The sequence below is a fragment of the Sandaracinobacteroides hominis genome, from assembly GCF_016464365.1.
Lineage (GTDB): Bacteria > Pseudomonadota > Alphaproteobacteria > Sphingomonadales > Sphingomonadaceae > Sandaracinobacteroides > Sandaracinobacteroides hominis.
Map to the genome: position 1 here is coordinate 525702 of NZ_JADCUC010000002.1, position 21855 is coordinate 547556.

Consider the following 21855-nt stretch of genomic DNA (forward strand, 5'->3'; position numbering starts at 1 on the left):
ACACCGGGACAGAGCGGCCGTTCCGATGCAGTCGGAACGGCCGCTCCAGTCCTTATTTGCAGGGTACCGTCACGTCGGCATCGGTGCCCAGCGCCACGCGCGCCAGGCTGAAGGTGCCGCTGCCGATGGTCAGCGCGAACGGCTTGCCGACTGCGGCCATGCCGGCGCTGGCGAAGCATTTCAGCGGCACGGCAACGCGCGCCCACTGGCCTTGCGGCGTCTTTTTGGCATCGCCCAGCGGCACGGTGGCGGTGCCGGAAGCCCCGGTCAGCGACAGGGTGATGGGCCCGGTGAGCGCGGAATCCCGGCGCACGGTCATCACCAACAACACATCGCCGTTGGTTTCGCGGGTCAGGTCCATCGGATCGAGGTTGGCTAGCTCGATCACCGCCGGGCCTTGCTGCACGTCGAAGCGGCGGGCGCCTTCCTGGACGATATGGTCGGTTGCGGTGATCTGCACCTTGCCGCCCAGAGCGGTCGCCGGCATCGTCGAAATGCGCGTTGAATCCGCCTTGCCGTCGGTCACATAGAGCGAGACCGGCGCCACCGGTGACCCGCGATCGAGGAAGGTGCCGCCGCCGTCGCTGTCCTTGACGCCGGGGTCTTCGGACAGAGGCTTCCATGCGACCGGGGCGTCCGCGAGCGACAGCCCGTAGCCCAGCTTGAACAGCGTCGGCCCCCTGGCGTCCGCCGTCAGCGGCCAGGCGACCGGCAGCTTGCCGGTGAAGTCGTACGCGGCGCGGCGATCCTTCCGCTGCAGCAGCACGTCGGCGACGCCCGCCCCTTCCGAGCCGGGCAGCCACGCCACCACGAAGGCGTCGGCGGCGTTCAGCGCCGGGTTCACGAACAGCGGCCGGCCGGTGATCATCAGCGCCACCACCGGAATGCCCTGCGCCTTCAGTTTCTGCATCGTCTCGAACGGCTTGCGCAGTTCGGGCCGCAGCTGCAGCGTCTTCAGGTCGCCCTGAAACTCGGCATAGGGGGTTTCACCAAAGACGACGATGGCGACGTCCGGCTTGCCGCGCCAGCTGCCGTCGGGCGAGTAGGTCGCCGTGCCGCCCGTTGCGGCTACGCCGGCCTCGATGCCCTTCCAGATGGAGGTGGCGCCGGGGAATTTGCTGTTGTCGACTCCGGTGCCCTGCCAGGTCAGGGTCCAGCCGCCGGATTGCCGGCCGATGTCGTCGGCGCCGTCGCCGGCCACCAGCACGTTGGCGCCGGCCTTGATCGGCAGGATGCTACCGTTGTTCTTCAGCAGCACCATCGATTTGCGCACGGCCTCGCGGGCAATCGCCCGGTGATCGGCGGCGCCCAGCAGCGCATATTGCCCGGCCAGCGGCCGCGACGACGGCTTGCCCGCCTCGAACAGGCCCATGCGCATCTTCACCCGCAGGATGCGCGCCACGGCATCATCCAGCCGCACCATCGGCACCTGCCCGGATTTCACCTGCGCCAGCAGCGAGGTGTAGATGTCGCGCCAGGTATCGGGCGCCATGTACATGTCGATACCCGACAGCAGCGCCTGGGGGCAGCTGGCATTGGTGCAGCCGGCGACCTGCCCATGGGCGTTCCAGTCTGTGACGACGAAGCCGCCGAAGTTCATGCGCTTTTTCAGGACGTCGGTGACGAGCCCCGGATGGCCGGCGATCTTCACGCCGTTCCAGCTGGAGAAGCTGGTCATCACCGTTTCGACGCCGGCCTCGATCGCGGGCACATAGGGGGCGCCGTGGATGTCGCGCAGCTCGGTTTCGCTGATCCTTGCGTCGCCCTGGTCGCGGCCCTCGAAGGTGCCGCCGTCGGCGATGAAATGCTTGGTGCTGGCGATGACGTGCGGGCCCGACAGCACGGTGCCCTGTCCGGGGACGCCCTGCAGGCCCTTGATCATCCGCCCGGCATAGCTGGAGACGATGGCCGGATCGGAGGAATAGCCCTCATAGGCGCGGCCCCAGCGGAAATCCTGCGGCACGGTGATGGTGGGCGCGAAGGTCCACTCCATGCCGGTGACGCGGATTTCCTTCGCAGTCGCGGCGCCGATCCGCTCGATCAGGTCGGGGTCGCGGGCGGCGCCCAGGCCGATGTTGTGCGGAAACAGCGTGGCGCCGACGATGTTGGAATGGCCGTGCACGGCGTCCGTGCCCCAGATGATGGGGATGCCGACACCGCCGCCGGATTTGTCGACGGAGGCTGCATAGAAAGCGTCGGCCAGCTCCAGCCATTTCTGCGCCGGGGCGAATTCGTCGCCGCCGGGGGCGGAGTTGCCGCCGTTCAGGATCGAGCCGAGGTGGTATTTCCTGGCGTCGGCCGGGGTCACGGCGGAAATGTCGGCCTGGATCACCTGGCCCACCTTTTCCTCCACGGTCATCCGCTTCAGGAGGTCGGCGATGCGCTTCTCCGTTGCGGCGTCGGTGGGGAAGGGCCATTTCGGCGACGGCCAGATTTCCGGATGCACCGTCGATTCCGGGGGCGTTACCGGCGGCTGCATCGGCGCGACCTGCGCCATTGCCGACATCGCCATCGCCGCAAGGCCCGCACCCACAGTGGTGGCCCGCAATATTGCACGAGTTGAGCTCAAAATCCCTCTCCCAATCCCCGATTTTGTCCAAATCTACGTATGTGAACGTTCACTTGTCAGCCCCAAGCCGAATTTCCTGGCAAGAAAGCCGATCTCCCCCGCTGCCATTCACCCCGGCATCGCGCGCTCAGCCGCAGTTTGCCGCAGCATTGTCTTGCAGCGGAAGCTCGACACTGGTAGCGCTATCAGAACAAAGGGACAAGCAAGTTTAGACTTGGCAGGCGGGACTTGGCGGGTGGGATTTCCATGACATTCAAATTCGACCAATCGGCCCTGCCGGTCGATCATATGGATGCGCTGCTCGCGGGCCGCGTGCTGTTGGCCGATGGCCCGGTGCCGGTTCTCGTCCGCGACGGTCAGGTCTTTGACATGTCGCGACAGGCGGCCACGATGGCCGACCTGCTGGACCGCGAGGATCTGGCCGAGATCGAGGGCGATCCGTTGTGCAACCTGCTGGAGCTGGGTGGCCCGGGCGAGGACAGCGGCTTTACCCTGCTTTCCCCGATCGACCTGCAGTGCGTGAAGGCCGCCGGCGTCACCTTTGCCGTCTCTGCGATCGAGCGGGTGATCGAGGAACGCGCCCGCGGCGACGCCGGCAAGGCCGCCGGGATCCGCGCGGAACTGGAGGCGAAGGTCGGCGGCGGCATCCGCTCCGTCGTCCCCGGCTCGGAAGATGCCGCCAGGCTGAAGGCCGCGCTGATCGAGGCCGGCATGTGGTCGCAGTATCTGGAAGTCGCCATCGGCCCGGACGCGGAAGTGTTCACCAAGGCGCCGGTGCTGGCGACGCTGGGATGGGGGGCGGACATCGGCATCCGGTCCGATTCCAGCTGGAACAATCCCGAGCCGGAGGTCGTGGTGGTCGTCGACAGCCGCGGCCGCATCGTCGGCGCGACGCTGGGCAATGATGTGAACCTGCGCGATTTCGAGGGCCGTTCCGCGCTGCTGCTGGGGAAGGCGAAGGACAATAATGCGTCGGCTTCGATCGGCCCCTTCATCCGCCTGTTCGACCGCCGATTCTCGCTGGACGACGTGCGCGAGGCCGAACTCGATCTGCGGATCGAGGGGCCGGAGGGCTATAAGCTGACCGGCCACAGCTCGATGCGCCAGATCAGCCGCGATCCGGCCGAGCTGGTGCGGCAGGCGCTCAGCGAGCACCAGTATCCCGACGGCTTCGTCCTCTATCTTGGCACGCTGTTCGCGCCCGTGCAGGATCGCGACGATCCGGGGCGCGGCTTCACGCACAAGGTGGGCGATATCGTCTCCATCAGCTCGCCGCGCCTCGGCACGCTTGTCAACCGCGTCACCACCTCGAAGGACGCGGCGCCCTGGCGCTTTGGCATCCGCGAGCTGATGCGGGTGCTGGAGCGGCGGCAGGCAGCACCCGAACACGCCTGAAGCGGCACCCTGGACAGAATGGACAGAAGACAGAAATGGCAGAAGCGGATCCGATGGACATGGTCGCAGCTGACGGAGCGGAAGCGCTGAAGGCGCTCTATCCCAGCCTGCGAGGCAAGCGCGTGCTCGTTACCGGTGGCGGCTCGGGCATCGGTGCCGGCATTGTCGAGGGCTTTGCCGCGCAAGGGGCCGACGTCACCTTCTTCGACATTGCGCGGGAGGATTCCAACGCGCTGGTCGAGAGGATGAAAGCCGGCAAGCGCAAGGCCTGCTTCGAATATGTAGACCTGACCGACATCGCCACCCTGCAGGGGATGATCGCCCGCCTGATCGAACGCTCCGGGCCGTTCGACATACTGGTGAACAATGCCGCCAACGACGACCGCCACAGCATCGACGACATCACCGAGGACTATTTCGATAACCGGCTGAACGTGAACCTGAAGCATATGTTCTTCTGTGCGCAGGCGGTGATCCCCAGCATGCGGGCGCGCGGGCGGGGGGTGATCGTCAACCTCGGCTCGATTTCCTGGCATCTCGGCCTCAACGACCTGACGCTGTATCAGACCTGCAAGGCCGCCATCGAAGGGCTCACCCGCAGCCTCGCGCGTGACCTCGGGCCGGATGGCATACGTGCCACCTGCGTCATCCCCGGCAATGTCCGCACGCCGCGCCAGCTGAAATGGTACACGCCCGAGGGCGAGGCGGAGATCGTCGCCGCCCAGTGTTTGAAGGGCCGGCTGGTGCCCGACGATATTGCTGCAATGGTGATGTTCCTCGCCTCCGACGATGCCCGGCTGATCACCGGCCACAGCTATTTCGTGGACGCGGGCTGGCGCTGATGCCTGCGCAGCCTGGCGAACCGCAAAGCGTCTGGACCCTTGGCGCCCCGCTGCTGGAAGGGCCGGTCTGGGTCGGCGACGCGCTCTGGTTTGTCGATATCAAGAGCCGCAAGCTGCACTGCCTGGGCCCTGACGGCACGAAGCAGAGCTGGGACGCGCCCGAGCAGATTGGCTTCTGCCTGCCGACCGTGCAGGGCGATTTCATCGCCGGGCTGCAATCGGGCCTTGCCCGCTTCGATCCGCAGTCGGGTGCCTTTGCGCCGATGGTCGATCCGGAGCCGCACCGCCCCGGCAACCGCCTCAACGACGCCACCGTGGACAGCGAAGGCCGGCTGTGGTTCGGGACGATGGACGACGGCGAGCGGGAAAAGACCGGGCATATCTATCGGCTGGGCGCCGACGGCCGCTGCCATGCCGAAACCGCGGCCGTCTCGATCAGCAACGGCCCGGCGGTCAGCCCCGATGGCCGCACGCTCTATCATGTAGATACGTTGGGCGGCCGCATCCATGCCGCCACCATCGGCGCCGACGGATCGCTGTCTGACGAGCGGCTGCTGATCCGCATCGCCCCGACCGACGGCTATCCGGACGGCCCCGCCGTCGATGCCGAGGGCTGCATCTGGGTGGGGCTCTACAACGGCTGGGCCGTGCGTCGCTATTCGCCCGCCGGCGAGCTGCTGGAAACGATCCGCTTCCCCGTCAGCGCCATCACCAAGGTCGCCTTCGGTGGCCCCGGCCTCACCACGCTCTATGCGACGACGGCGCGCAAGCATGTGGGCGAGGCGCAGCTGGCGAAGGAGCCGCTGGCGGGCGATCTGTTCGCGCTGCCGGTGTCCGTTGCGGGCATCCCCGCAGTTCCTGTCTCCATCGGCCTGTGAGCTTCAGCCTTGCGCATGCCGGCTGGAGCGCCGGCATCGAACCGGAATCCGGCGGCTCGCTCAGCCGGCTGGAGTGGAACGGTATGTCGGTGCTGCGCCCCGCAGCGCCGGGCACACGCAACCCGCTGCAGATGGCGAGCTTTCCGCTGGTGCCCTATGCCAATCGCATTGCGCAGGGGCGTTTTGGCGAACACCGCCTGCCGCGCAATTTCGGCGCGCATCCGCACACGCTGCACGGCAACGGCTGGCAAAGCGAATGGACAGCACAGGCGGAAGGCGAGGGCAGGCTGAGGCTGCTGCTGGACCATCGGGGCGGCGAGGCCTGGCCCTGGAGCTATGATGCGGAGCAGGAAATCGAGCTGCTGGCGGGCGTCGCCCGTTTCCGGATCGAGCTTACCAACCGCGGCAGCCGGCCCATGCCCGCGGGGCTCGGCTTCCATCCCTATTTTCCGCTGCATGCGCAAACGCGTCTGATGGCTCATGCAGCGGCTGTCTGGCTTTCCGACGACCAGCAGCTCCCGGTTCGCCGCGCGAGCGCCGTGCATTTCGGCGATTGGGCTTCCGGCGCGCCGGTTGCCGGCAGCGGACTGATCGACAATGTCTATGAAGGCTGGAACGGTTTCGCGCGGATAAGCCAGCCCGGATACCGGCTGGATCTGGCGGCGACGGGCGCGCGCGCCTTCCACCTGTATCGCCCCGAAGGCGGCGACTTCTTCTGCTTCGAGCCGGTGAGCCACCTGCCCGATGCGCACAACCGCCAGGAGTTCGCGCTGGACATGCTGCAGCCCGGCGAAAGCCTGGCGCTGGCCATGCGGATCTCGATCAGCGGCTGAGATCGAGCGGCGGCGCTATTTGCAGCGCGACTTGCCCTTGCAGGGATCGGTCAGCGTGGGGACGGAGGCCCAGTCCAGGCGCGGCGCCAACGCCGCCGGATAGATCGGCCCGGCGAGGCTCCGGCGCATCACGTCCAGCTCCGCCTCGGCGAAATCGCCGAACTTGCCCTTCGGCACGGCCAGCGCCTTGCGCCCGACCATCGCGGCTGCATCGCAGAAGGTATATTGGGCATCGAAGGTCGCCCAGCTCTGGTTGGCGCGCGTGGCATAGCTGTCGAACGCGCGCTGGCCCAGTTTCGGGCCCTTCTGCCTCACGAAATAGCCGGTCATCTGCTTGAAGCTGTCGGCCATCTCGTCGCTGTGCTGCCGCAGCAGCGCGTTATAGGTCGGCACCGTCTGCAGGAAGGGCGAGAACTGGCACTGCAGCGCCGCCACGTTCAGCCCGGCGCGCAGGGACCAGATCTTGTCCGCCCGCGCCTCCTTCGGGCTCATGCCGGGAAGCGGCGGAGGAGTGACCGTAACGGCGCTGGCCGCTTCCAGTCCCGTCGAGGCAAGCCCGACCAGAATTGCAAGACTGGCCGTCCGGCCGATCGCTCCCCGCCAACCCTTGTGCATCAGCCCAGGATCTTCCCCAGCTGCATGGCGATGCCCATGTCGCCTTCAACCTTCAGCTTGCCCATCATGAAGGCCATCTGCGGGTTCTGCTTGCCGGCGGCGATGTCGGTGAAATCCGCCATCGAAACCTTCACGCGGCAATCGGTGTCGCCATTGTCGTTGGTGACGGTGGCGGGCGTTGCGGTGCCGTCGATGCGAACCGCACCGTCGTCGCCGAAGTCGAAGGTCACCGATTTGCCGGCGATGCCGCCATTCTTTGCCACGCGCTCGGCCATTCCGGCAGTAATTTCAGTAAGGCTCATAAACTCTCTCCCGCTCTGTCGTTGCAGTCGTGTGGCTGCATGCTCCGGGCAGGATACCCCGGCCATGCGGCCTTTTCGTTGCAGTGCTATCCTGTTCCCGAATGCCCCATCGCGGGCAGAACATGAAGCGCTGATTAAGCAAGAAAGGCCGCCTTTTCGAGGCGGCCCTTCCCAATAGCAGACCGGGAAAGCCCGGCCTCCGGCTTACTTGGCCGGAGCAGCAGCGTCCGTAGCAGCGGCAGCAGCGTCGGTCGCGGCGTTAGCAGCGGTCGTCGCGGCAGCAGCAGCGTCGGTGGCAGCAGCAGCAGCGTCGGTCGCGGCAGGCGCAGCAACCGTGGCGTCAACCGGAGCGGTCGCAGCAGCGTCGACAGCGGCGGTGTCAACCGGAGCTGCTTCCACGGCAGCGGCTTCGGTCGCAGCCGGCTCGGCCGGCTTCTGGCCGCAAGCAACCACGAACAGAGCAGCGCCGGCCACCAGAGCAGCGGTCTTCACCGTCGAAAGAACTTCACCCATCATCTGACTCCTGAATTGATCTTATGAAAAGTTCTGGAGTCCTCGGTTCCTACCGACCCCGAACCGGGCCGGAACCTAGCGACAATCTTCGCGGGCCTCAAGAGTCTAGATTGCAGCTTGATGAACGACGCCCATGCCGTCCAGCATGGCGGGCAGCTGCTTTCGAAGCGCTTCGTCGAGATCGTCCATGGATATACCGCGCGCGAGATCGGCCAGACGGGTGACGCCATGTTCTGCAATGCCGCACGGCACGATAGCCGAAAAGTGCGAAAGGTCGGTCGAAACGTTGATTGACAGGCCGTGAAAGCTGATCCAGCGCCGTACGCGAACGCCGATCGCGCCGATCTTCGCCAGCCCCGCGCCGTCCTTCACCCAGATGCCGGTGCCGGCCTCGTGCGGGAAGGCGGCGACCCCGAATTCGGCCAGTGCGGCAATTGCCCACGTCTCCAGCGCGGCCACATAGGCGCGCACGTCGCGGCCACGCGCGCCGAGATCCAGCATCGGATAGACGACGCGCTGGCCAGGCCCGTGATAGGTCAGCTTGCCGCCGCGCCCCGTCGTCACCAGCGGAAAGCGACCGGGCTCCCGCATGTCGCTGTCGTCGGAACTGGTGCCGGCGGTGATGACGGGCGGATGCTCCACCAGCCAGATGCGCTCGGCCGCTTCTCCGGCGATCATGGCGGCGACATGCGCCTCCATGGCGCGCACGCTGGCGTCATAGTCCGAAAGCCCGGGCGTCACCCGCCATTCTGGAAATGCTGGCATCCGCGCCCAATAGCCCTTGCCGCGCGACAAAGCCAATTCGCCCCGCAAGTCACGGACTCTAGGCGGCGATTCCCGGCTGTGCTAGAATCGCTTCCGATGTCGGTCGCCTTCCCTCCGTTTCGTGTCGCCCCGTTTCGGCTTGCCCCGTTTCGCCTGGCCCGGTTTCGCCTGGCCCTGGGTCTTGCAATGGCCGCGCTGGCGCACCCCGTGCTGCTGGAGGCAGAGCCGGCCGCCGCCACCAGCCTGTACGCGCAGCCGAAATACGCGGCCTTCGTGGCCGTCGCCGACACCGGCGAGATCCTCTATTCCCGGCAGGCCGATACCCAGCGCTTCCCGGCTTCCATCACCAAGGTGATGACGCTCTACATCGTCTTCGAGCAGCTGGCGGCCGGCAATATCCGCCTGGACGACCGCGTGACCGTTTCGAAGTTCGCTGCCAGCCAGCGGCCGTCCAAACTGGGGCTGAAGGCCGGCGAGACGCTGACCGTCGATCAGGCGATCCGCAGCCTTGCCACCAAGTCCGCCAACGATATCTCCGTTGCCCTTGCCGAGCATATTTCCGGCAGCGCCGACGCCTTTTCCCGGCTGATGACCAAGCGGGCGAAGGAACTGGGCATGGCGAACAGCCGCTTCGTGAACCCCAACGGCCTGCCCGACAGCCGGCAGGTGACGACCGCGCGCGACATCTATATCCTGTCGCAGGCGACGATCCGCGATTTCCCGCAATATTACGGCTATTACGCCCAGCAGCAGTTCGTGTTCGGCAACCAGGTGCTGCCCAACCACAACCATCTGCTGCGGACGATGCCCGGCGTCGATGGCATCAAGACCGGCTTTACCAACGCCGCCGGCTTCACGCTGGCGGCCTCTGCCGTGCGCGATGGCCGCCGGCTGATCGCCGTGGTGCTGGGCGGGCCTTCCCGCGTTGCCCGCGACAGCAATGTGGAAAGCCTGCTGTCGGCCGGTTTCACCGTCCTTGCCGCTCGCAATCGCGGCAGCCAGATCCAGGTGGCGGACCTGCTGGCAGAGCCCGGCGACCTCAACGACAGGCTGCTGGAAACGCTGGTGGAGCAGGGCAGCGGCGAGCCCAGGGCCCGCAAGCTGACCAGCCGCTGAGCGACTGCCCGCCGGGTGCCGGGAACCCACGGCAGAGTTTTTCCCGCACTGCACAAAACGGGCTTAACCTTCGGCTTCCGCTGCTTTACCAAGGCGGTGTGTATCGCTTGAACGGGAGGCAGGCATGGCGAATTCCGGGGTTCAGAACGGTCTTACCCGCAAACAGATTTCGCGGCGCACGCTGCTGGCGGGGATGGGCGTTGCCGGCATCGGCTTTTCGCTGCAGGCCTGCGGTTCGGGCGGCGGCGGGGGCAGCGGCGAGAAGCTGAACTTCTACACCTGGGATACCTATATCGGCGAAACCACGCTGGCGGATTTCCAGAAGGCGTCCGGTGTCAAGGTGCAGACCAGCTTCTTCTCCACCAACGACGAGCTGTTTGCCAAGCTGCAGGCCGGCAACCCCGGCTATGACGTGATCGTCCCTTCGAACGAATTCGTCACCCGCATGCGGCAGGCGAACATGCTGCTGCCGCTGGACATGGCGCAGATCCCCAATGCAAAGAACATCGCGCCGGAATTCATGGGGCAGGATTATGATCCCGCGCCCAAGCACAGCCTGCCCTACACCTGGCTCGTCACGGGCATCGGCTATCGCAAATCCCGCGTGAACGGCGTGCCCGACAGCTGGAAGTGGCTGTACGACAGCGACCTGTACAAGGGCCGTATCGCGCTGCTTTCAGAGGCCGCCGACCTGATCCGCCTTGGCGCCAAATATCTGGGCAAGTCGCTGAACGGCATCGACGCCGCGACCGTGAAGCAGGTGGAGGAAATGCTGATACGGCAGAAGCCCAACATCAAGACCTTCCACGAGGACAATGGCCAGGACCTGCTGCTGGCCGGAGACGTCGACCTGGTGATGGAATTCAACGGCGACATCGCCCAGATCGCGGCCGAAGACCCCGACATCGGCTTTGTCGTGCCGAAGGAAGGCTCGCTTCTGAACGCCGACACGCTGGCCATCCCCAAGGGCGCGCCGCGCGTCGACCTGGCGCACAAGTTCATCAACTTCCTGCTGGATGCCGAAGCCGGCAAGGGGATCATCGAGACCATCCTGTATCCGACGCCAAACGTCGCTGCGAAGGCGCTGATGCCGGAAAGCTATCGCAGCAATCCGATCATCTTCCCGACAGGCCCCGGCATGGATGCCAGCGAATGGGGCAAGTTCGAGGGCCCCGAACAGCAACGCCTGTTCGAGGAAGCCATCACCCGCGTGCGCGCGGCCTGATGCAGGTTCAGCCGGGGGGCTCGTAGGCAGGGGGGTGGGGGCATGCAGGGCGAAATAGACTGGAAGCGCAGCAAGTCCGGCCTCGCCGGGCTGCTGGGGCCGCCGCTGTTCTGGTTCATCCTGTTTTTCGCCGTGCCGATGGCGGTCGTCTGGGCCTATAGCTTTGGCACCAATGTCGGGATCGCCGACATCGAGATTTCCGGCACCTTCGCCAACTATGCCCGCGTACTGGAGCCGCTGTACCTTGGCATCCTCGCGAAATCCCTTGCCTTTGCCGCGCTCGCCACGCTCATCTGCCTTGTCGTCGGCTTCCCGGTCGCGCTTGCGATCAGCTTCGCGCCGCCCGGATTGAAGACCTGGCTGCTGATCGGGGTGATGCTGCCCTTCTGGACCAATCTGCTGATCCGCACCTACGCCCTCATCGCCCTGCTGCGCGACGAGGGGTTGATCAACCAGTCGCTGTCGCTGGCGTTCGGCTGGGCCGGCTTCGAGCCGATGCAGATGATGAACACGAATTTCGCCGTGATGGTTGGCCTTGTGTATGTGCACCTGCCGTTCACGGTGCTGCCGCTCTACGCCGCGCTCGATCGGCTGGACCGATCGCTGCTGGAGGCCAGCCTCGACCTCGGCGCCGGGCATCTGCGCACCATCTGGAACATCGTCATTCCGCTTGCCGGCGTCGGCATCGCATCGGCCGTGCTGCTGACCTTCATCCCGGTGCTGGGCAGCTATCTGCAGCCCGACCTGTTGGGAGGGCCCGACAGCCAGATGATCGCCAACGTGATCGAGCGCCAGTTCAAGCGCGCCAACGACTGGCCGTTCGGCGCCGCGCTTGCCTTCATGCTGATGTATCTGACCTTCTTCGGCATCGCCCTGCAGTCCCTTCTGAAGAAGAAGGAGCGGACGGAATGAAGGAACCGAAAGCGCTTCTGGATTATGCCCGCAGCTGGCCGCTGCGCCTGTGGATGGGGGCCGTCGGCCTGTTCCTCTATCTGCCGCTCGCGGTGCTGATCGTGATGAGCTTCAACGACAGCCGCCGGACGACGAAATGGCAGGGCTTCACCTTCGACTGGTATGGCAAGGTGTTTCAGGACACCGAGCTGATGGGGGCGCTGGGCAATTCGCTTACCATCGCCGCCTTTTCCACCGTCATCAGCCTCATCCTCGGCACGCTGGCGGCGATTGCGCTGTGGCGCTTCCGCTTTCCCGGCCGCACCCTCGTCGACGGCAGCTTCTCGCTGCCCATTGTCGTCCCGGAAATCTGCATGGGGGTGGCGCTGCTGATCTTCTTTGCGCGCATCCTGCCCTGGCCCGGCGGCATGGTCTGGCCGCTGTCGCTGGGGGCGATCATCATCTCCCACGTCGCCTTCAGCTTTCCCTTCGTCGCGGTCGTCGTTCGCGCCCGGCTGGAAAGTTTCGACCGCTCCATGGAGGAGGCCGCGCGCGACCTCGGCGCCAGCGAATGGCAGGCGCTCAGGGATGTCGTGGTCCCGCACCTGCAGCCGGCGCTGCTGGCGGGCGCGCTGCTGGCGTTCACCCTGAGCCTCGACGATTTCGTCATCACCTTCTTCACGGCAGGGCCGGATACCGTCACCTTCCCGGTGAAGGTCTATTCGATGGTGCGCTTCTCGGTCTCGCCGAAGGTGAACGCCATCTCCACGCTGCTCCTCGTCTTCACCGTCCTCCTCACCTTCATCGCGCTGCGCCTGCAGGCGAAAGCCGAAGCGGAAAAATCATGACCCAGCCGGCCGCAAAGCCCGTCATCATCGAGTTCCGCAACATCACCAAGCGCTTCGGCCCGGTGGTGGCGGTGGATAATGTCAGCCTCGCCATAACCGAAGGCGAGTTCTTCGCGCTGCTGGGACCATCGGGCTGCGGCAAGACGACGTTGCTGCGCATGCTGGCGGGGTTTGAAACGCCGACGTCGGGCCAGATCCTGATCGACGGCAAGGACATCACCCGCGAGCCGCCCAACAAGCGGCCGGTGAACATGGTGTTCCAGAACTATGCGGTGTTTCCGCACCTCTCGGTCCGCCACAACATCGAATATGGGCTGAAGATGGAGGGCGTCGGCGCCGATGAGCGCCGCGACCGGGCCGAAGCGGCGCTGAGCCTGGTGCAGCTGGAAGGCTATGGCGAGCGCATGCCCGACCAGCTCTCGGGCGGCCAGCGCCAGCGCGTTGCCCTGGCGCGCGCCATCGTCAAGCGGCCGCGCGTGCTGCTGCTGGACGAGCCGCTGTCGGCGCTCGACGCCAAGCTGCGCGAGGAACTGCGCTTCGAGATGTCGGCGCTGCAGGACAAGCTGGGCATCACCTTCGTGATGGTCACCCACGATCAGGACGAAGCGCTGGCGCTCGCCAGCCGCTGTGCGGTGATGCACAAGGGCTCGCTGATGCAGGTGGCGACGCCGGCAGACCTCTATGAATTCCCTGCCACCCGGCTGGTGGCCGACTTCATCGGCAGCGTGAACCTGTTCGAAGGCCGCGTCCTTGCCGAAGAGGCCGACCACGCCGAAATCGAACTCCCCGAACTCGGCATCAAGGCCTGGCTGGACCACGGCACCGGATCGTCGGAAACGCTGCAGATCTGGCTGGCGCTGCGCCCGGAAAAGGTGGAGCTGCACAAAAGAAGCAACGGCGAAGGCCCGCCCACGCTGGAGGGAACGCCCGCCGGCTATAATGTGGTGAAGGGCACCATTCTCGACATCGCCTATCTTGGCTCGGAATCGGTGTTCGACATCCGGCTGGAGGCGCCCGAAGGCCGCGAGCCCAAGCGCATCCGCGTCATCCGCCCCAATCTCACCCGCTGGGACCAGGAAGATTTCACCTGGGACGAAAATGTATGGGTTGGCTGGCACGCCGAGGGAGCGCATGTGCTGCTCGCATGACGCCTGACGAGATTTTCATCGACCTGCCGGAAGGTCGTGTTTTCACGCTGCAATGGGGGGAGGGGCCGCTGCTGGTCTTTGCCCACGCGACGGGCATGTGCGCCCGTACCTATCTGCAGCTGCTGGAGCCGCTGGGCGCGCACTATCGCATCGTCGCCTTCGATGCGCGCGGCCATGGCCGCACCACGCTGCCCGCCGATCCGGCCGACATTCCGTTCGACTGGAAGATCTACCGTCGCGATATCGTCGCGCTGGTCGATGCATTGGGCGGCGGCCCCGTCCGCCTCGCCGGCCACAGCTTCGGCGCCACCTCTGCCTTCGAGGCGGCGGTCGACAACCCCGGACTTGCCAGCTCGGTGTTGCTGATCGACCCGCCCTTCATCCCCTTCGAGCAGGCCGAAGTCTATCGCAACAACCCGTCCGCCCCGCACCCTATGGCCGAACAGGCCGCCCGCCGCCGCAGCCATTTCGCCAGCCGCGAGGCGGCGTTCAACGCCTATCACGGGCGCGGCGTCTTCGCCGGCTGGCCCGACCGCGCGCTCCACGACTATCTGGAGGGCGGCCTGCTGCCCGACGAAAGCGGCGTCCATCTCGCCTGCCCCCCGGCATGGGAGGCCAACAGCTTCCGCGGCGTCAGCACCACCATGCAGCAAAGCATGGAAAACTGCCGCCTTCCCTTCACCCTCTTAGGCGCCGGATTCGGCAGCCCGATGGCGTCAGCAGGCGAAGCCGAAATCCGGCGCCTCCACCCCCAGGCAAGGATCGAGCGCTTCCCCGGCACCGGCCACTTCCTGCCGGTTACCCACCCCGATCTGGTGCGGCCCTATTTCCTGCAGATGCCCTAGGCGGCGCGGCCCGACAGATAGAGGATCTGCACGTCCACCGGCACCTTGCCGTCGGCGTCTGCCCCTTCGGCAAACGCGGCCTCTGCCGCCGCCCAGCGCCGAGGCGTGGTCAGCCCGCGCGCGCGGCCGTTCAGCCAGCCGGAATCGCCATGTGCCCGCACATCGCGCGCCAGATCGGCCAGGCTGCGGTAGCGCAGGGTCAGCGTCTCCACCTCTGCCACCGGCTCCACGAAGCCGGCGCGCTGCAGCAATCCCGCCGCTTCGGCCGGATCGACCGTCGGCCCCAGCCGCGCCGGCACGCCGCCGCCTGCTGCGACATCCGCCTGCAGGAACGCCTCGCGTACGGCCGCCAGCGAGAAGCCCGCCGGCAGCGCCGCCTGAAACCGCCCGCCGGGCAGAAGCGCCCGCCGCGCCAGCAGCAGCGCGCCGGGCAGGTCGTTCACGCCGTGCAGCGTCATCATCGCCGTCACCCGGGCAAAGCTCGCATCGTCGAAATGCCGCGCGTCCTCTTCCCCCGCCGTCCCGCCATAGCGCGCGGCCAGCAGCGGCGACGGATCCATCCCCGCCACATGCGGGGCCGGCGGGTGCAGCAGACCGATCACCAGCTCCGGCCCGTCGGGCGCCTCGCCCAGCAAGTCCCGCCGCGCCGCCAGTTCATCGGCGACATGCGCCAGCACCTGCCCGCGCCCGGCGATCAAGCCGGCCGCACGATCCCGCGCATGCTGCCGGGCGGATACATCGAAAGGGACAAATTGCTGCATAGGCTGTTCCGGAATCCGCGTGCTAGCGTGGCGCAATGGCTGCAACCACCGCACTTGTCGAGCTAGCCCGTCGCCCGTTCAACGCGCTGGTAGACCTGCTGATGCCGCCCGCCTGCATGGTCTGCAAGGCCGAGGTGGCAACGCCCGGCAGCCTCTGCGCGGAGTGCTGGTCGGCGCTGCCCGCGATCGAGGGCGCCCGCTGCCAGCAGTGCAGCATACCGCTGCCGATCCAGTGGCAGGCCGAAAGCCATTGCCTTTCCTGCATCGCAGAGCCGCCGGCCTTCGATACGGCGCACGCCCCCTTCCTGTATGAAGGCCCGTCCCGCCAGCTCGTCCTGGGCCTGAAGAACGGCAAGGAAGCCTGGGCCCCGCACATGGCGGCGGCGATGCTGCGCGCCGCGCCGGAAACGCCGCCCGACGCCATCGTCGTTCCCGTCCCGCTCCACCGCTGGCGGCTGATGGAACGCGGCTATAACCAGTCGCTGCTGCTCGCCCGAGAGATCGCCCGGCAAACCGGCGCCACCCTTGCCATCGACAGCCTGATCCGGGTGAAATCCACCCCCCGCACGCGCGGCATGAATCGCCGCCAGCGCGAGCGGAACGTCTCTGGCGCCTTCCGGGCGTCCGGGGTGCCGACGGGCGCGCGCATCCTGCTGGTCGACGATGTCATCACCACCGGCGCCACCGCCTCGGCTTGCGCCCGCGTGCTGAAGCGGGCCGGCGCGGCAACGGTGAGCCTGTTAACCTACGCCCGGGTTGCAGCGACCGACGCAAAGCCATATCCTCCTCTTTCGCGCAGTCAGGACGAACATGGCCAAGGTTGAAGTCTACACGAAATTTCTCTGCCCCTACTGCACGCGGGCAAAGTCGTTGCTCAAATCCAAGGGCGTCGATTTCGAGGAGTATGACATCAGCATGGGCGGCCCCAGGCGTACCGAGATGCTGGAGCGCGCGCATGGCCGCACCACCGTGCCGCAGATCTTCATCGACGATCGCCACATCGGCGGCTCCGACGATCTCGCCGCCCTTGAACGGGACGGCGGGCTGGATTCGCTGCTGGCCGCATGATCAAGGCTGGACTGGTCCAGACCCGCACCGGTCTGGACCCGCAGAAAAATGCAGCGGACCTCGCCGAAGCCGCTGAAAAGCTGGCGGTTGCCGGCGCCGACATCATCTTCACGCCGGAAATGTGCGGCGTGCTTGATCGCAACACCGCCCGGCTGAAGGCTGCTGCCACCAGCGAGGCGCTGGACCCCGCCATTGCCGCGCTGTCCGCCGTCGCAAGCCGCCATGCGACCCCGATCGCCATCGGTTCGCTCGCCATCCGGGATGAAACGGCCAGCGCAGACCGCCTCGCCAACCGCAGCATCGTCCTGGGCGCGGATGGCCGGATCGTCGCCCGCTACGACAAGATGCACCTGTTCGACGTCGATCTGCCGAACGGAGATCGGTATCGCGAATCCGCGAGCTTCCTGTCCGGCGAGCGGGTGCAGCTTGTGGACTTTCCGTGGGGGCGCCTTGGCCTTACCATCTGCTACGATCTGCGATTCCCGCAGCTGCACAACGCGCTGGCGATGGCCGGTGCGCAGGTGATCGCCCAACCCGCCGCCTTCACCCGCCCCACCGGCGAAGCGCACTGGCATGTGCTGCTGCGCGCCCGCGCCATCGAAACCGGCGCGTTCCTCGTCGCCGCCGCGCAATCCGGCCTGCACGCGGACGGCCGCGAAACCTATGGCCACAGCCTTGTCGTCGATCCGTGGGGCAAGGTGCTGCTGGATATGGGCGAGGAACCGGGTACCGCCATCGTGGAGCTGAATCTGGACGAGGTGGCCGACGCCCGCGCCCGCATTCCGAACCTGCGCCACGCCCGCCCGCTGGCCGGCGCGGAAGTGGCGCAGGCATGATCGTCTTCGACCTGAAATGCAGCCGCGAACATGTGTTCGAGGCCTGGTTCGACAGCAGCAGCGCCTTCGAAACGCAAAAGGCGCAGGGTTTTGTCGAATGCCCGATATGCGGCTGCCGCGAAATTACCAAGGCGGTGATGGCGCCGGCGGTGCCCGCCAAGGGTAACCAGCAGCCCAGCGACGCCGACCGCAAGGAACAGCTGCGCCGTCTCGCCGCCTATCAGGCCGAAGTCGAAAGCCGCTGCGACTATGTCGGCACCAGCTTCGTCTCCGAAGCCCGCGCCCGCGCCGGCAAGCCCGAGAGCAAGGCAGGTGAAGCAACGCGCGGCATCATCGGCGAAGCGAGCATCTCCGACGCGATGGCGCTGGTTTCGGAAGGCATAGAAATCGCCCCGCTCCCGTTCCGCATCCGCCAGAAGGCCGACGCCTGAGCTTGCGATTTCCCCGGCAATGCAGCATGGCGCGCTGGCTGGTCCCGTAGCTCAGCAGGATAGAGCGGCAGTTTCCTAAACTGTAGGCCACTGGTTCGAATCCAGTCGGGATCACCACCCTTTGTCATTGTCGAAACCCGTCTAAACTGACTCGATAACCAGCCAATAGCGATTCATGATAAACTCAGCCGCATTTATGCTGCATTGCGGCATGGCAATTTTTCATGGCCGTGAACCGCCCCGGGTTTGCCGGAGGCTGATTGGTTTGGGTCACGCTGCCATATCCTGAGCGGTGATGGCAGCATAATATTGCTCTTCGGCTTCGGCAGGCGGGATGTTTCCGATGGGCTCAGCAGTCGCCGGTGATTGAACCAGTCGACCCATTCCAGCGTGGCGTATTCGACGGCCTCGAAGGACTCCAGGGTCCCCGGCGATGGATCACCTCGGCCTTGTAAAGGCCATTGATCGTCTCGGCCAAAGCGTTGTCATAGCTTTCGCCGACGCTGCCGACCGATGGTTCGATCCCGGGTTAGCTGCGCTGCCCTTTGGGTCGGCAAGCCGTTCGCTGTATCGGATCGAGACATACTGGCTGCCGCGATCGGAGTGATGGATGAGGCCGCTGCTCCGTGCCGGTCGGCGATCATGAAGGGCCTGCTCAAGCGCATCGAGGACAAAGCCAGCATGCGCGGTGCGTGATGCTCGCCAGCCCACAATGCGGCGGGCGAACGTGTCGATGACGAAGGCCACGTAGACGAACCCGGCCCAGGTCGGGACATAGGTAAAATCCGAGACCCAGAGCCTATTCGGCGCCGATGCGCGGAACTGCCGGTTGACCCGGTCCAGCAGAGATGGCGCCGACCGGTCGCTGATGGTGGTCCGCGCCGGCTTGCCACGGATAACGCCCGCCAGCCCCATTGCCCGCATCAGCCGAGCAACCGTGCAGCGCGCGACATCGAAGCCTTCGCGCTGCATCTGACGCCAGACCTTGCGCACGCCATAGACGCGGAAGTTAGCTTCAAACACACGTCGTACCTCGATCCGGAGCGCGACGTCGCGCCTCGCCCGCGCCGACAGGCGCAATGGATCAATCCGCTTCGCGGCATGCGCATGGTAGGTCGATGGGGCGATCGGCAGAACCCGGCAGATCGGCTCGACCCCATGAACGGCGCGCTGGTCATCGATGAATGCGATCATCGCTTGAACGGGCGCCCAAAGTCCTTGGCTCGCTCCGCCTGCGCAAAATATGCTGACGCCTTGCGCAGGATCTCGTTGGCTTGGCGCAGCTCGCGGTTCTCTCGCTCCAGCGCTCTCAGCTGCGCGGCAACATCCGATGGGACGCCGGCCCCGTCGGCCGCTGTCCACCTCGGCCTTCTTGACCCACTCATGCAGCGTCTGCGCCGCACAGCCAATCTTCGCCGCGATCGACACTACCGCTGCCCAACGCGAGGCATGATCCTTCTCGTGGTCCAGCACCATCCGAACCGCCCGATCGCGGACCTATGTCGCGCTGGCCGCGCGCTCGGACTGATAGCCAGTTCCAACCGAAAGCTTATGCATCTGAGAGACCAGCCCTCATCGGACCAGGAAACGCGCCCATCCGGCCTAGCTCTGTATTTTTCGGCGCTCCCGCCAAGCAGCCTGCCGGAACGCCCTGCCCGCAGTTTGAATCCATGCACGATATGCAAGGCCAATGGAGAGAAGTGGAATCGGCAGAGAATTGCCTAAGTACGGAAAACGTCGTTCGCAATAATGTATGCGTTCAATTTATAAATTTAAAAAACTCATCGCATCGTCTTACATAGAAATATTAGATTACTAAGAGTTTACCAATAAACTAAGGAAAATTGCCGACCTGTAATCCGTTACCCTGATCGAGGGCTTCAATATGACGTCTGAGATGAGGAGAACGTCGCATGCGTTGTTACATTTTCTGTACTCTACTTGCAGCGTTTGCAACGACGCCCGCTATCGCGGGCGCGGCGGCCTCAACCGCCCTGAGCGGCGGCCCAGTTTCAGGCTCACAGGCCGCGCCGGTTCCCAGCAGCAGCAAGCTTGCGAAGACTGTTCTAGTTGTCTCCAATCTCAGCGAGCTGAAGTCGGCAATGCAAATAGCGCTGTCAACAACCGGAGGCGCCGAAATCAGACTGAACTCTGGATCTTATGGGGCCTTGGTCTGGACAAACAAGAACCACGCCCGCGGTCGTGTCTACCTTGTGCCCAACTCAAGCTCACGCCCGATCTTTTCAGCCATGAATCTTACCAACTCCAAAAACATCGCTGTCTCTGGCATGCATATTATGGGGACGGATAGAGTTCTCGTATATCTGAACAGCACAGAAAATGTCGTGTTTTCAGGCAATTTGTTGACCGGAGCGAAACGAAATCAAAATGCGTGGGACGACGGCAGTGCTGGCGCACACGTACGTTTTGCGAAATCCGTTACGGTCAACGAGAATGTGTTCGAAGACCTGCGGGCAGGTATCTATTTTCAACGATCAAGCAAAATCTCATTTGCGTATAATACATTACAATACATCAGGGAGGGTGTTAACGTCGCGGCTACCAAGGACTTGGACATTCGGGGAAATCTGTTTCGCTACTTCCAGCCGAACGTGCCGAACGGCGAACATCCCGATTCCATCCAGTTCTGGACTTCGAATGAAACCGAGGGGTCCACAGATGTCCGCATCGTAGAGAATGCAATGCTTCATGGTGGCTGCGCTGCGATACAAGGCATCTTCATTCGATCAGAGCGGCCGGAAGTCAAACATGGCGACATCACGGTTCAGCGCAATGTCTATTTTGGAGCCTCCAAAAACGCCATTGCAGTGGCCGACGTAGACACAGCTCTGGTCGAAAACAATGTAGCCATTGCGTCACCCTATTCTGAAACCAGCATAAGCCGCGCTGCGGCGCAGGCGGTAGACTCGCGGTGCAGCGGCGCTCTGCGGCCTGCCATTCTTTCCAGGGGCGTGGATACGACTGGCCATGTGATCCGCCGAAATATTGCGGCTCAAATCGGCCTGCAGAACAATGCTACGAGACAGGATAATATCGAAGTCGGCACAAATGTTGGAGCGGCTTATATCAGCGTCTTCGACGCGCAACCCACCGGCAGCGCTCCAGCTCTTGCCAGCTTCAGGACGCGCAGCCCTTCCGATGCTCGGAGCCGCAATATCGGCCTGCTTTCGACCTTCAACTTCGGCTCTTCAGCGACCGGCCGTTTGGCGCTGGACCGAGGCCTTTCAATGCACAAGGAATAGATGCGGGCAGGCATAAGCGAGATTGCAAGCCCTGATGGAGATGCGGGAGTCCGCGACCGATTCCCGATTAGGGAAATTTCTCGCTCTTCCAGGAAGACCCTATGGTGGCTTGGCAACGTGCGTGGGGCAAATCCTTATGCACGTTGACGCTGGTCTGCGACCATCGATTTCGTTCGCGTTCGCCCACTCGGCTGCTATCCCCGCAGCACCCTTGCCACTCCAATCCGTGCGAAGTTCTTCGCATGCGCCCGGGATCTGGCGAATATCTCGACCAGCTCCTGACCACACCCATTCGCGTTCAATCAGCGCGTTGGTAGCGACAACCCTTATTTATAACTTTAGGCTCAGGACCTATTAAATCGCTTGTGCGTGCATGAAGTGATTGATTCAATGTCGGCCTCTTGGAGGTGTTGCCGATGTCGGATGTTTGGCTGCTCAGCGAGGCGCAGATGCGCCAGATCGAGCCATTTTTCCCGCTTTCTCATGGCGTTCCGCGGGTCGATGATCGCCGGGTGATTTCGGGGATCATTTTCGTGCTGAAGAACGGCTTGCGCTGGCGGGACGCGCCGCTGGCCTACGGACCGCACAAGACGATCTACAACCGGTTCATCCGCTGGAGTCGCCTTGGCGTGTTCAACCACATCTTCGCCGAACTGGCAGCCAAGGCAGGCAAGCCGGATCGGCTGATGATCGATGCCACGCATTTGAAGG

The 21855-nt window shown here is 64.9% G+C and carries 22 protein-coding genes, 1 tRNA gene, 1 pseudogene and 1 other annotated feature; of the genes and pseudogenes, 17 read left to right on the top strand and 7 right to left on the bottom strand.

Annotated features, from left to right (window positions below; genetic code table 11):
• Positions 1-52 precede the first annotated feature (52 nt).
• Entirely contained in the window at positions 53-2548 is a 2496-nt protein-coding gene (locus tag IM784_RS07185) for a glycoside hydrolase family 3 protein (RefSeq protein WP_235976618.1), read from the bottom strand.
• A 267-nt stretch (positions 2549-2815) separates the two neighbouring features.
• Here IM784_RS07185 and IM784_RS07190 point away from each other — a divergent pair, with 267 nt between their 5' ends.
• Genes IM784_RS07190 through IM784_RS07205 form a run of 4 tightly spaced genes read left to right on the top strand, consistent with a single transcriptional unit; the run spans position 2816 to position 6517 of the window.
• A complete protein-coding gene (locus IM784_RS07190; RefSeq protein ID WP_199554597.1) occupies positions 2816-3964 on the top strand; it encodes a fumarylacetoacetate hydrolase family protein in 1149 nt (382 codons plus the stop codon).
• 59 nt (positions 3965-4023) lie between these two features.
• Entirely contained in the window at positions 4024-4806 is a 783-nt protein-coding gene (locus IM784_RS07195) for an SDR family NAD(P)-dependent oxidoreductase (RefSeq protein ID WP_199554661.1), read from the top strand.
• Positions 4806-5684 (top strand): SMP-30/gluconolactonase/LRE family protein, encoded by an 879-nt coding sequence (locus IM784_RS07200; RefSeq protein ID WP_199554598.1) that lies wholly within the window; start codon positions 4806-4808, stop codon positions 5682-5684. Before IM784_RS07195 ends, IM784_RS07200 begins: the two co-directional genes overlap by 1 nt.
• Positions 5681-6517: an aldose 1-epimerase gene (locus tag IM784_RS07205; RefSeq protein ID WP_328799476.1), complete on the top strand. Its 837-nt coding sequence runs from the start codon at positions 5681-5683 to the stop codon at positions 6515-6517. Before IM784_RS07200 ends, IM784_RS07205 begins: the two co-directional genes overlap by 4 nt.
• A 15-nt stretch (positions 6518-6532) precedes the next feature.
• Here IM784_RS07205 and IM784_RS07210 read toward each other — a convergent pair whose 3' ends face one another.
• The 4 genes from IM784_RS07210 to lipB form a co-directional block, all read right to left on the bottom strand.
• Positions 6533-7132 carry a hypothetical protein gene (locus IM784_RS07210; RefSeq protein ID WP_199554599.1) on the bottom strand — a complete coding sequence of 200 codons (600 nt, stop codon included), beginning with the start codon at positions 7130-7132 and terminating at the stop codon, positions 6533-6535.
• Positions 7132-7434, bottom strand: a complete 303-nt coding sequence (locus IM784_RS07215) for an SCP2 sterol-binding domain-containing protein (RefSeq protein WP_199554600.1) — start codon at positions 7432-7434, stop codon at positions 7132-7134. Before IM784_RS07215 ends, IM784_RS07210 begins: the two co-directional genes overlap by 1 nt.
• 204 nt (positions 7435-7638) lie before the next feature.
• Positions 7639-7950 carry a hypothetical protein gene (locus IM784_RS07220; RefSeq protein ID WP_235976620.1) on the bottom strand — a complete coding sequence of 104 codons (312 nt, stop codon included), beginning with the start codon at positions 7948-7950 and terminating at the stop codon, positions 7639-7641.
• A 102-nt stretch (positions 7951-8052) separates the two neighbouring features.
• Positions 8053-8712, bottom strand: coding sequence for a lipoyl(octanoyl) transferase LipB (gene lipB, locus IM784_RS07225; protein WP_199554601.1), 660 nt, complete (start codon positions 8710-8712; stop codon positions 8053-8055).
• A 186-nt stretch (positions 8713-8898) separates the two neighbouring features.
• Between lipB and IM784_RS07230 the strand changes: the two genes are divergently transcribed.
• The 6 genes from IM784_RS07230 to IM784_RS07255 all read left to right on the top strand — a co-directional run bounded on the left by IM784_RS07230 (position 8899) and on the right by IM784_RS07255 (position 14785).
• Entirely contained in the window at positions 8899-9828 is a 930-nt protein-coding gene (locus tag IM784_RS07230) for a D-alanyl-D-alanine carboxypeptidase family protein (RefSeq protein WP_199554602.1), read from the top strand.
• 124 nt (positions 9829-9952) lie between these two features.
• Positions 9953-11053, top strand: coding sequence for an ABC transporter substrate-binding protein (locus IM784_RS07235; RefSeq protein ID WP_199554603.1), 1101 nt, complete (start codon positions 9953-9955; stop codon positions 11051-11053).
• Between the two features lie 42 nt (positions 11054-11095).
• A complete protein-coding gene (locus IM784_RS07240; RefSeq protein WP_199554604.1) occupies positions 11096-11965 on the top strand; it encodes an ABC transporter permease in 870 nt (289 codons plus the stop codon).
• On the top strand, positions 11962-12792 hold the full coding sequence (locus tag IM784_RS07245; protein WP_199554605.1) for an ABC transporter permease: 831 nt from the start codon (positions 11962-11964) through the stop codon (positions 12790-12792). Before IM784_RS07240 ends, IM784_RS07245 begins: the two co-directional genes overlap by 4 nt.
• Complete coding sequence (locus tag IM784_RS07250; protein ID WP_199554606.1) at positions 12789-13940, top strand: ABC transporter ATP-binding protein; 1152 nt, start codon at positions 12789-12791, stop codon at positions 13938-13940. Before IM784_RS07245 ends, IM784_RS07250 begins: the two co-directional genes overlap by 4 nt.
• The gene (locus tag IM784_RS07255) at positions 13937-14785 is read left to right on the top strand and encodes an alpha/beta fold hydrolase (RefSeq protein WP_199554607.1); all 849 of its coding nucleotides are present in this window, start codon (positions 13937-13939) and stop codon (positions 14783-14785) included. Before IM784_RS07250 ends, IM784_RS07255 begins: the two co-directional genes overlap by 4 nt.
• Here IM784_RS07255 and IM784_RS07260 read toward each other — a convergent pair.
• Positions 14782-15546: a methyltransferase domain-containing protein gene (locus IM784_RS07260; RefSeq protein ID WP_199554608.1), complete on the bottom strand. Its 765-nt coding sequence runs from the start codon at positions 15544-15546 to the stop codon at positions 14782-14784. The two genes, IM784_RS07255 and IM784_RS07260, sit on opposite strands and share 4 nt — an antisense overlap.
• 35 nt (positions 15547-15581) lie before the next feature.
• On the opposite strand from IM784_RS07260, the gene IM784_RS07265 reads away from it, so the two are divergent.
• The 5 genes from IM784_RS07265 (at position 15582) to IM784_RS07285 (ending at position 17998) form a co-directional block, all read left to right on the top strand.
• The gene (locus IM784_RS07265) at positions 15582-16370 is read left to right on the top strand and encodes a ComF family protein (RefSeq protein ID WP_235976621.1); all 789 of its coding nucleotides are present in this window, start codon (positions 15582-15584) and stop codon (positions 16368-16370) included.
• On the top strand, positions 16357-16614 hold the full coding sequence (gene grxC, locus IM784_RS07270) for a glutaredoxin 3 (protein WP_199554609.1): 258 nt from the start codon (positions 16357-16359) through the stop codon (positions 16612-16614). Before IM784_RS07265 ends, grxC begins: the two co-directional genes overlap by 14 nt.
• Positions 16614-17450 carry a carbon-nitrogen hydrolase family protein gene (locus tag IM784_RS07275; protein ID WP_199554665.1) on the top strand — a complete coding sequence of 279 codons (837 nt, stop codon included), beginning with the start codon at positions 16614-16616 and terminating at the stop codon, positions 17448-17450. Before grxC ends, IM784_RS07275 begins: the two co-directional genes overlap by 1 nt.
• Positions 17447-17881 (top strand): DUF1178 family protein, encoded by a 435-nt coding sequence (locus IM784_RS07280; RefSeq protein ID WP_199554610.1) that lies wholly within the window; start codon positions 17447-17449, stop codon positions 17879-17881. Before IM784_RS07275 ends, IM784_RS07280 begins: the two co-directional genes overlap by 4 nt.
• Positions 17882-17921: 40 nt before the next feature.
• Positions 17922-17998: transfer RNA gene (locus IM784_RS07285), tRNA-Arg, on the top strand.
• Positions 17999-18154: 156 nt separating this feature from the next.
• Here IM784_RS07285 and IM784_RS07290 read toward each other — a convergent pair.
• A pseudogene (locus IM784_RS07290) lies at positions 18155-19357 on the bottom strand (IS3 family transposase); the annotation flags it as partial.
• Positions 19001-19129 (bottom strand) — a sequence feature (AL1L pseudoknot). (Overlaps the previous pseudogene by 129 nt.)
• Positions 19358-19794: 437 nt before the next feature.
• On the opposite strand from IM784_RS07290, the gene IM784_RS07295 reads away from it, so the two are divergent.
• Positions 19795-21144, top strand: a complete 1350-nt coding sequence (locus tag IM784_RS07295) for a right-handed parallel beta-helix repeat-containing protein (protein ID WP_199554611.1) — start codon at positions 19795-19797, stop codon at positions 21142-21144.
• A gap of 416 nt (positions 21145-21560) precedes the next feature.
• Positions 21561-21855: transposase (locus tag IM784_RS07300; protein ID WP_199554666.1), on the top strand; the 295-nt coding region annotated here is incomplete at its 3' end.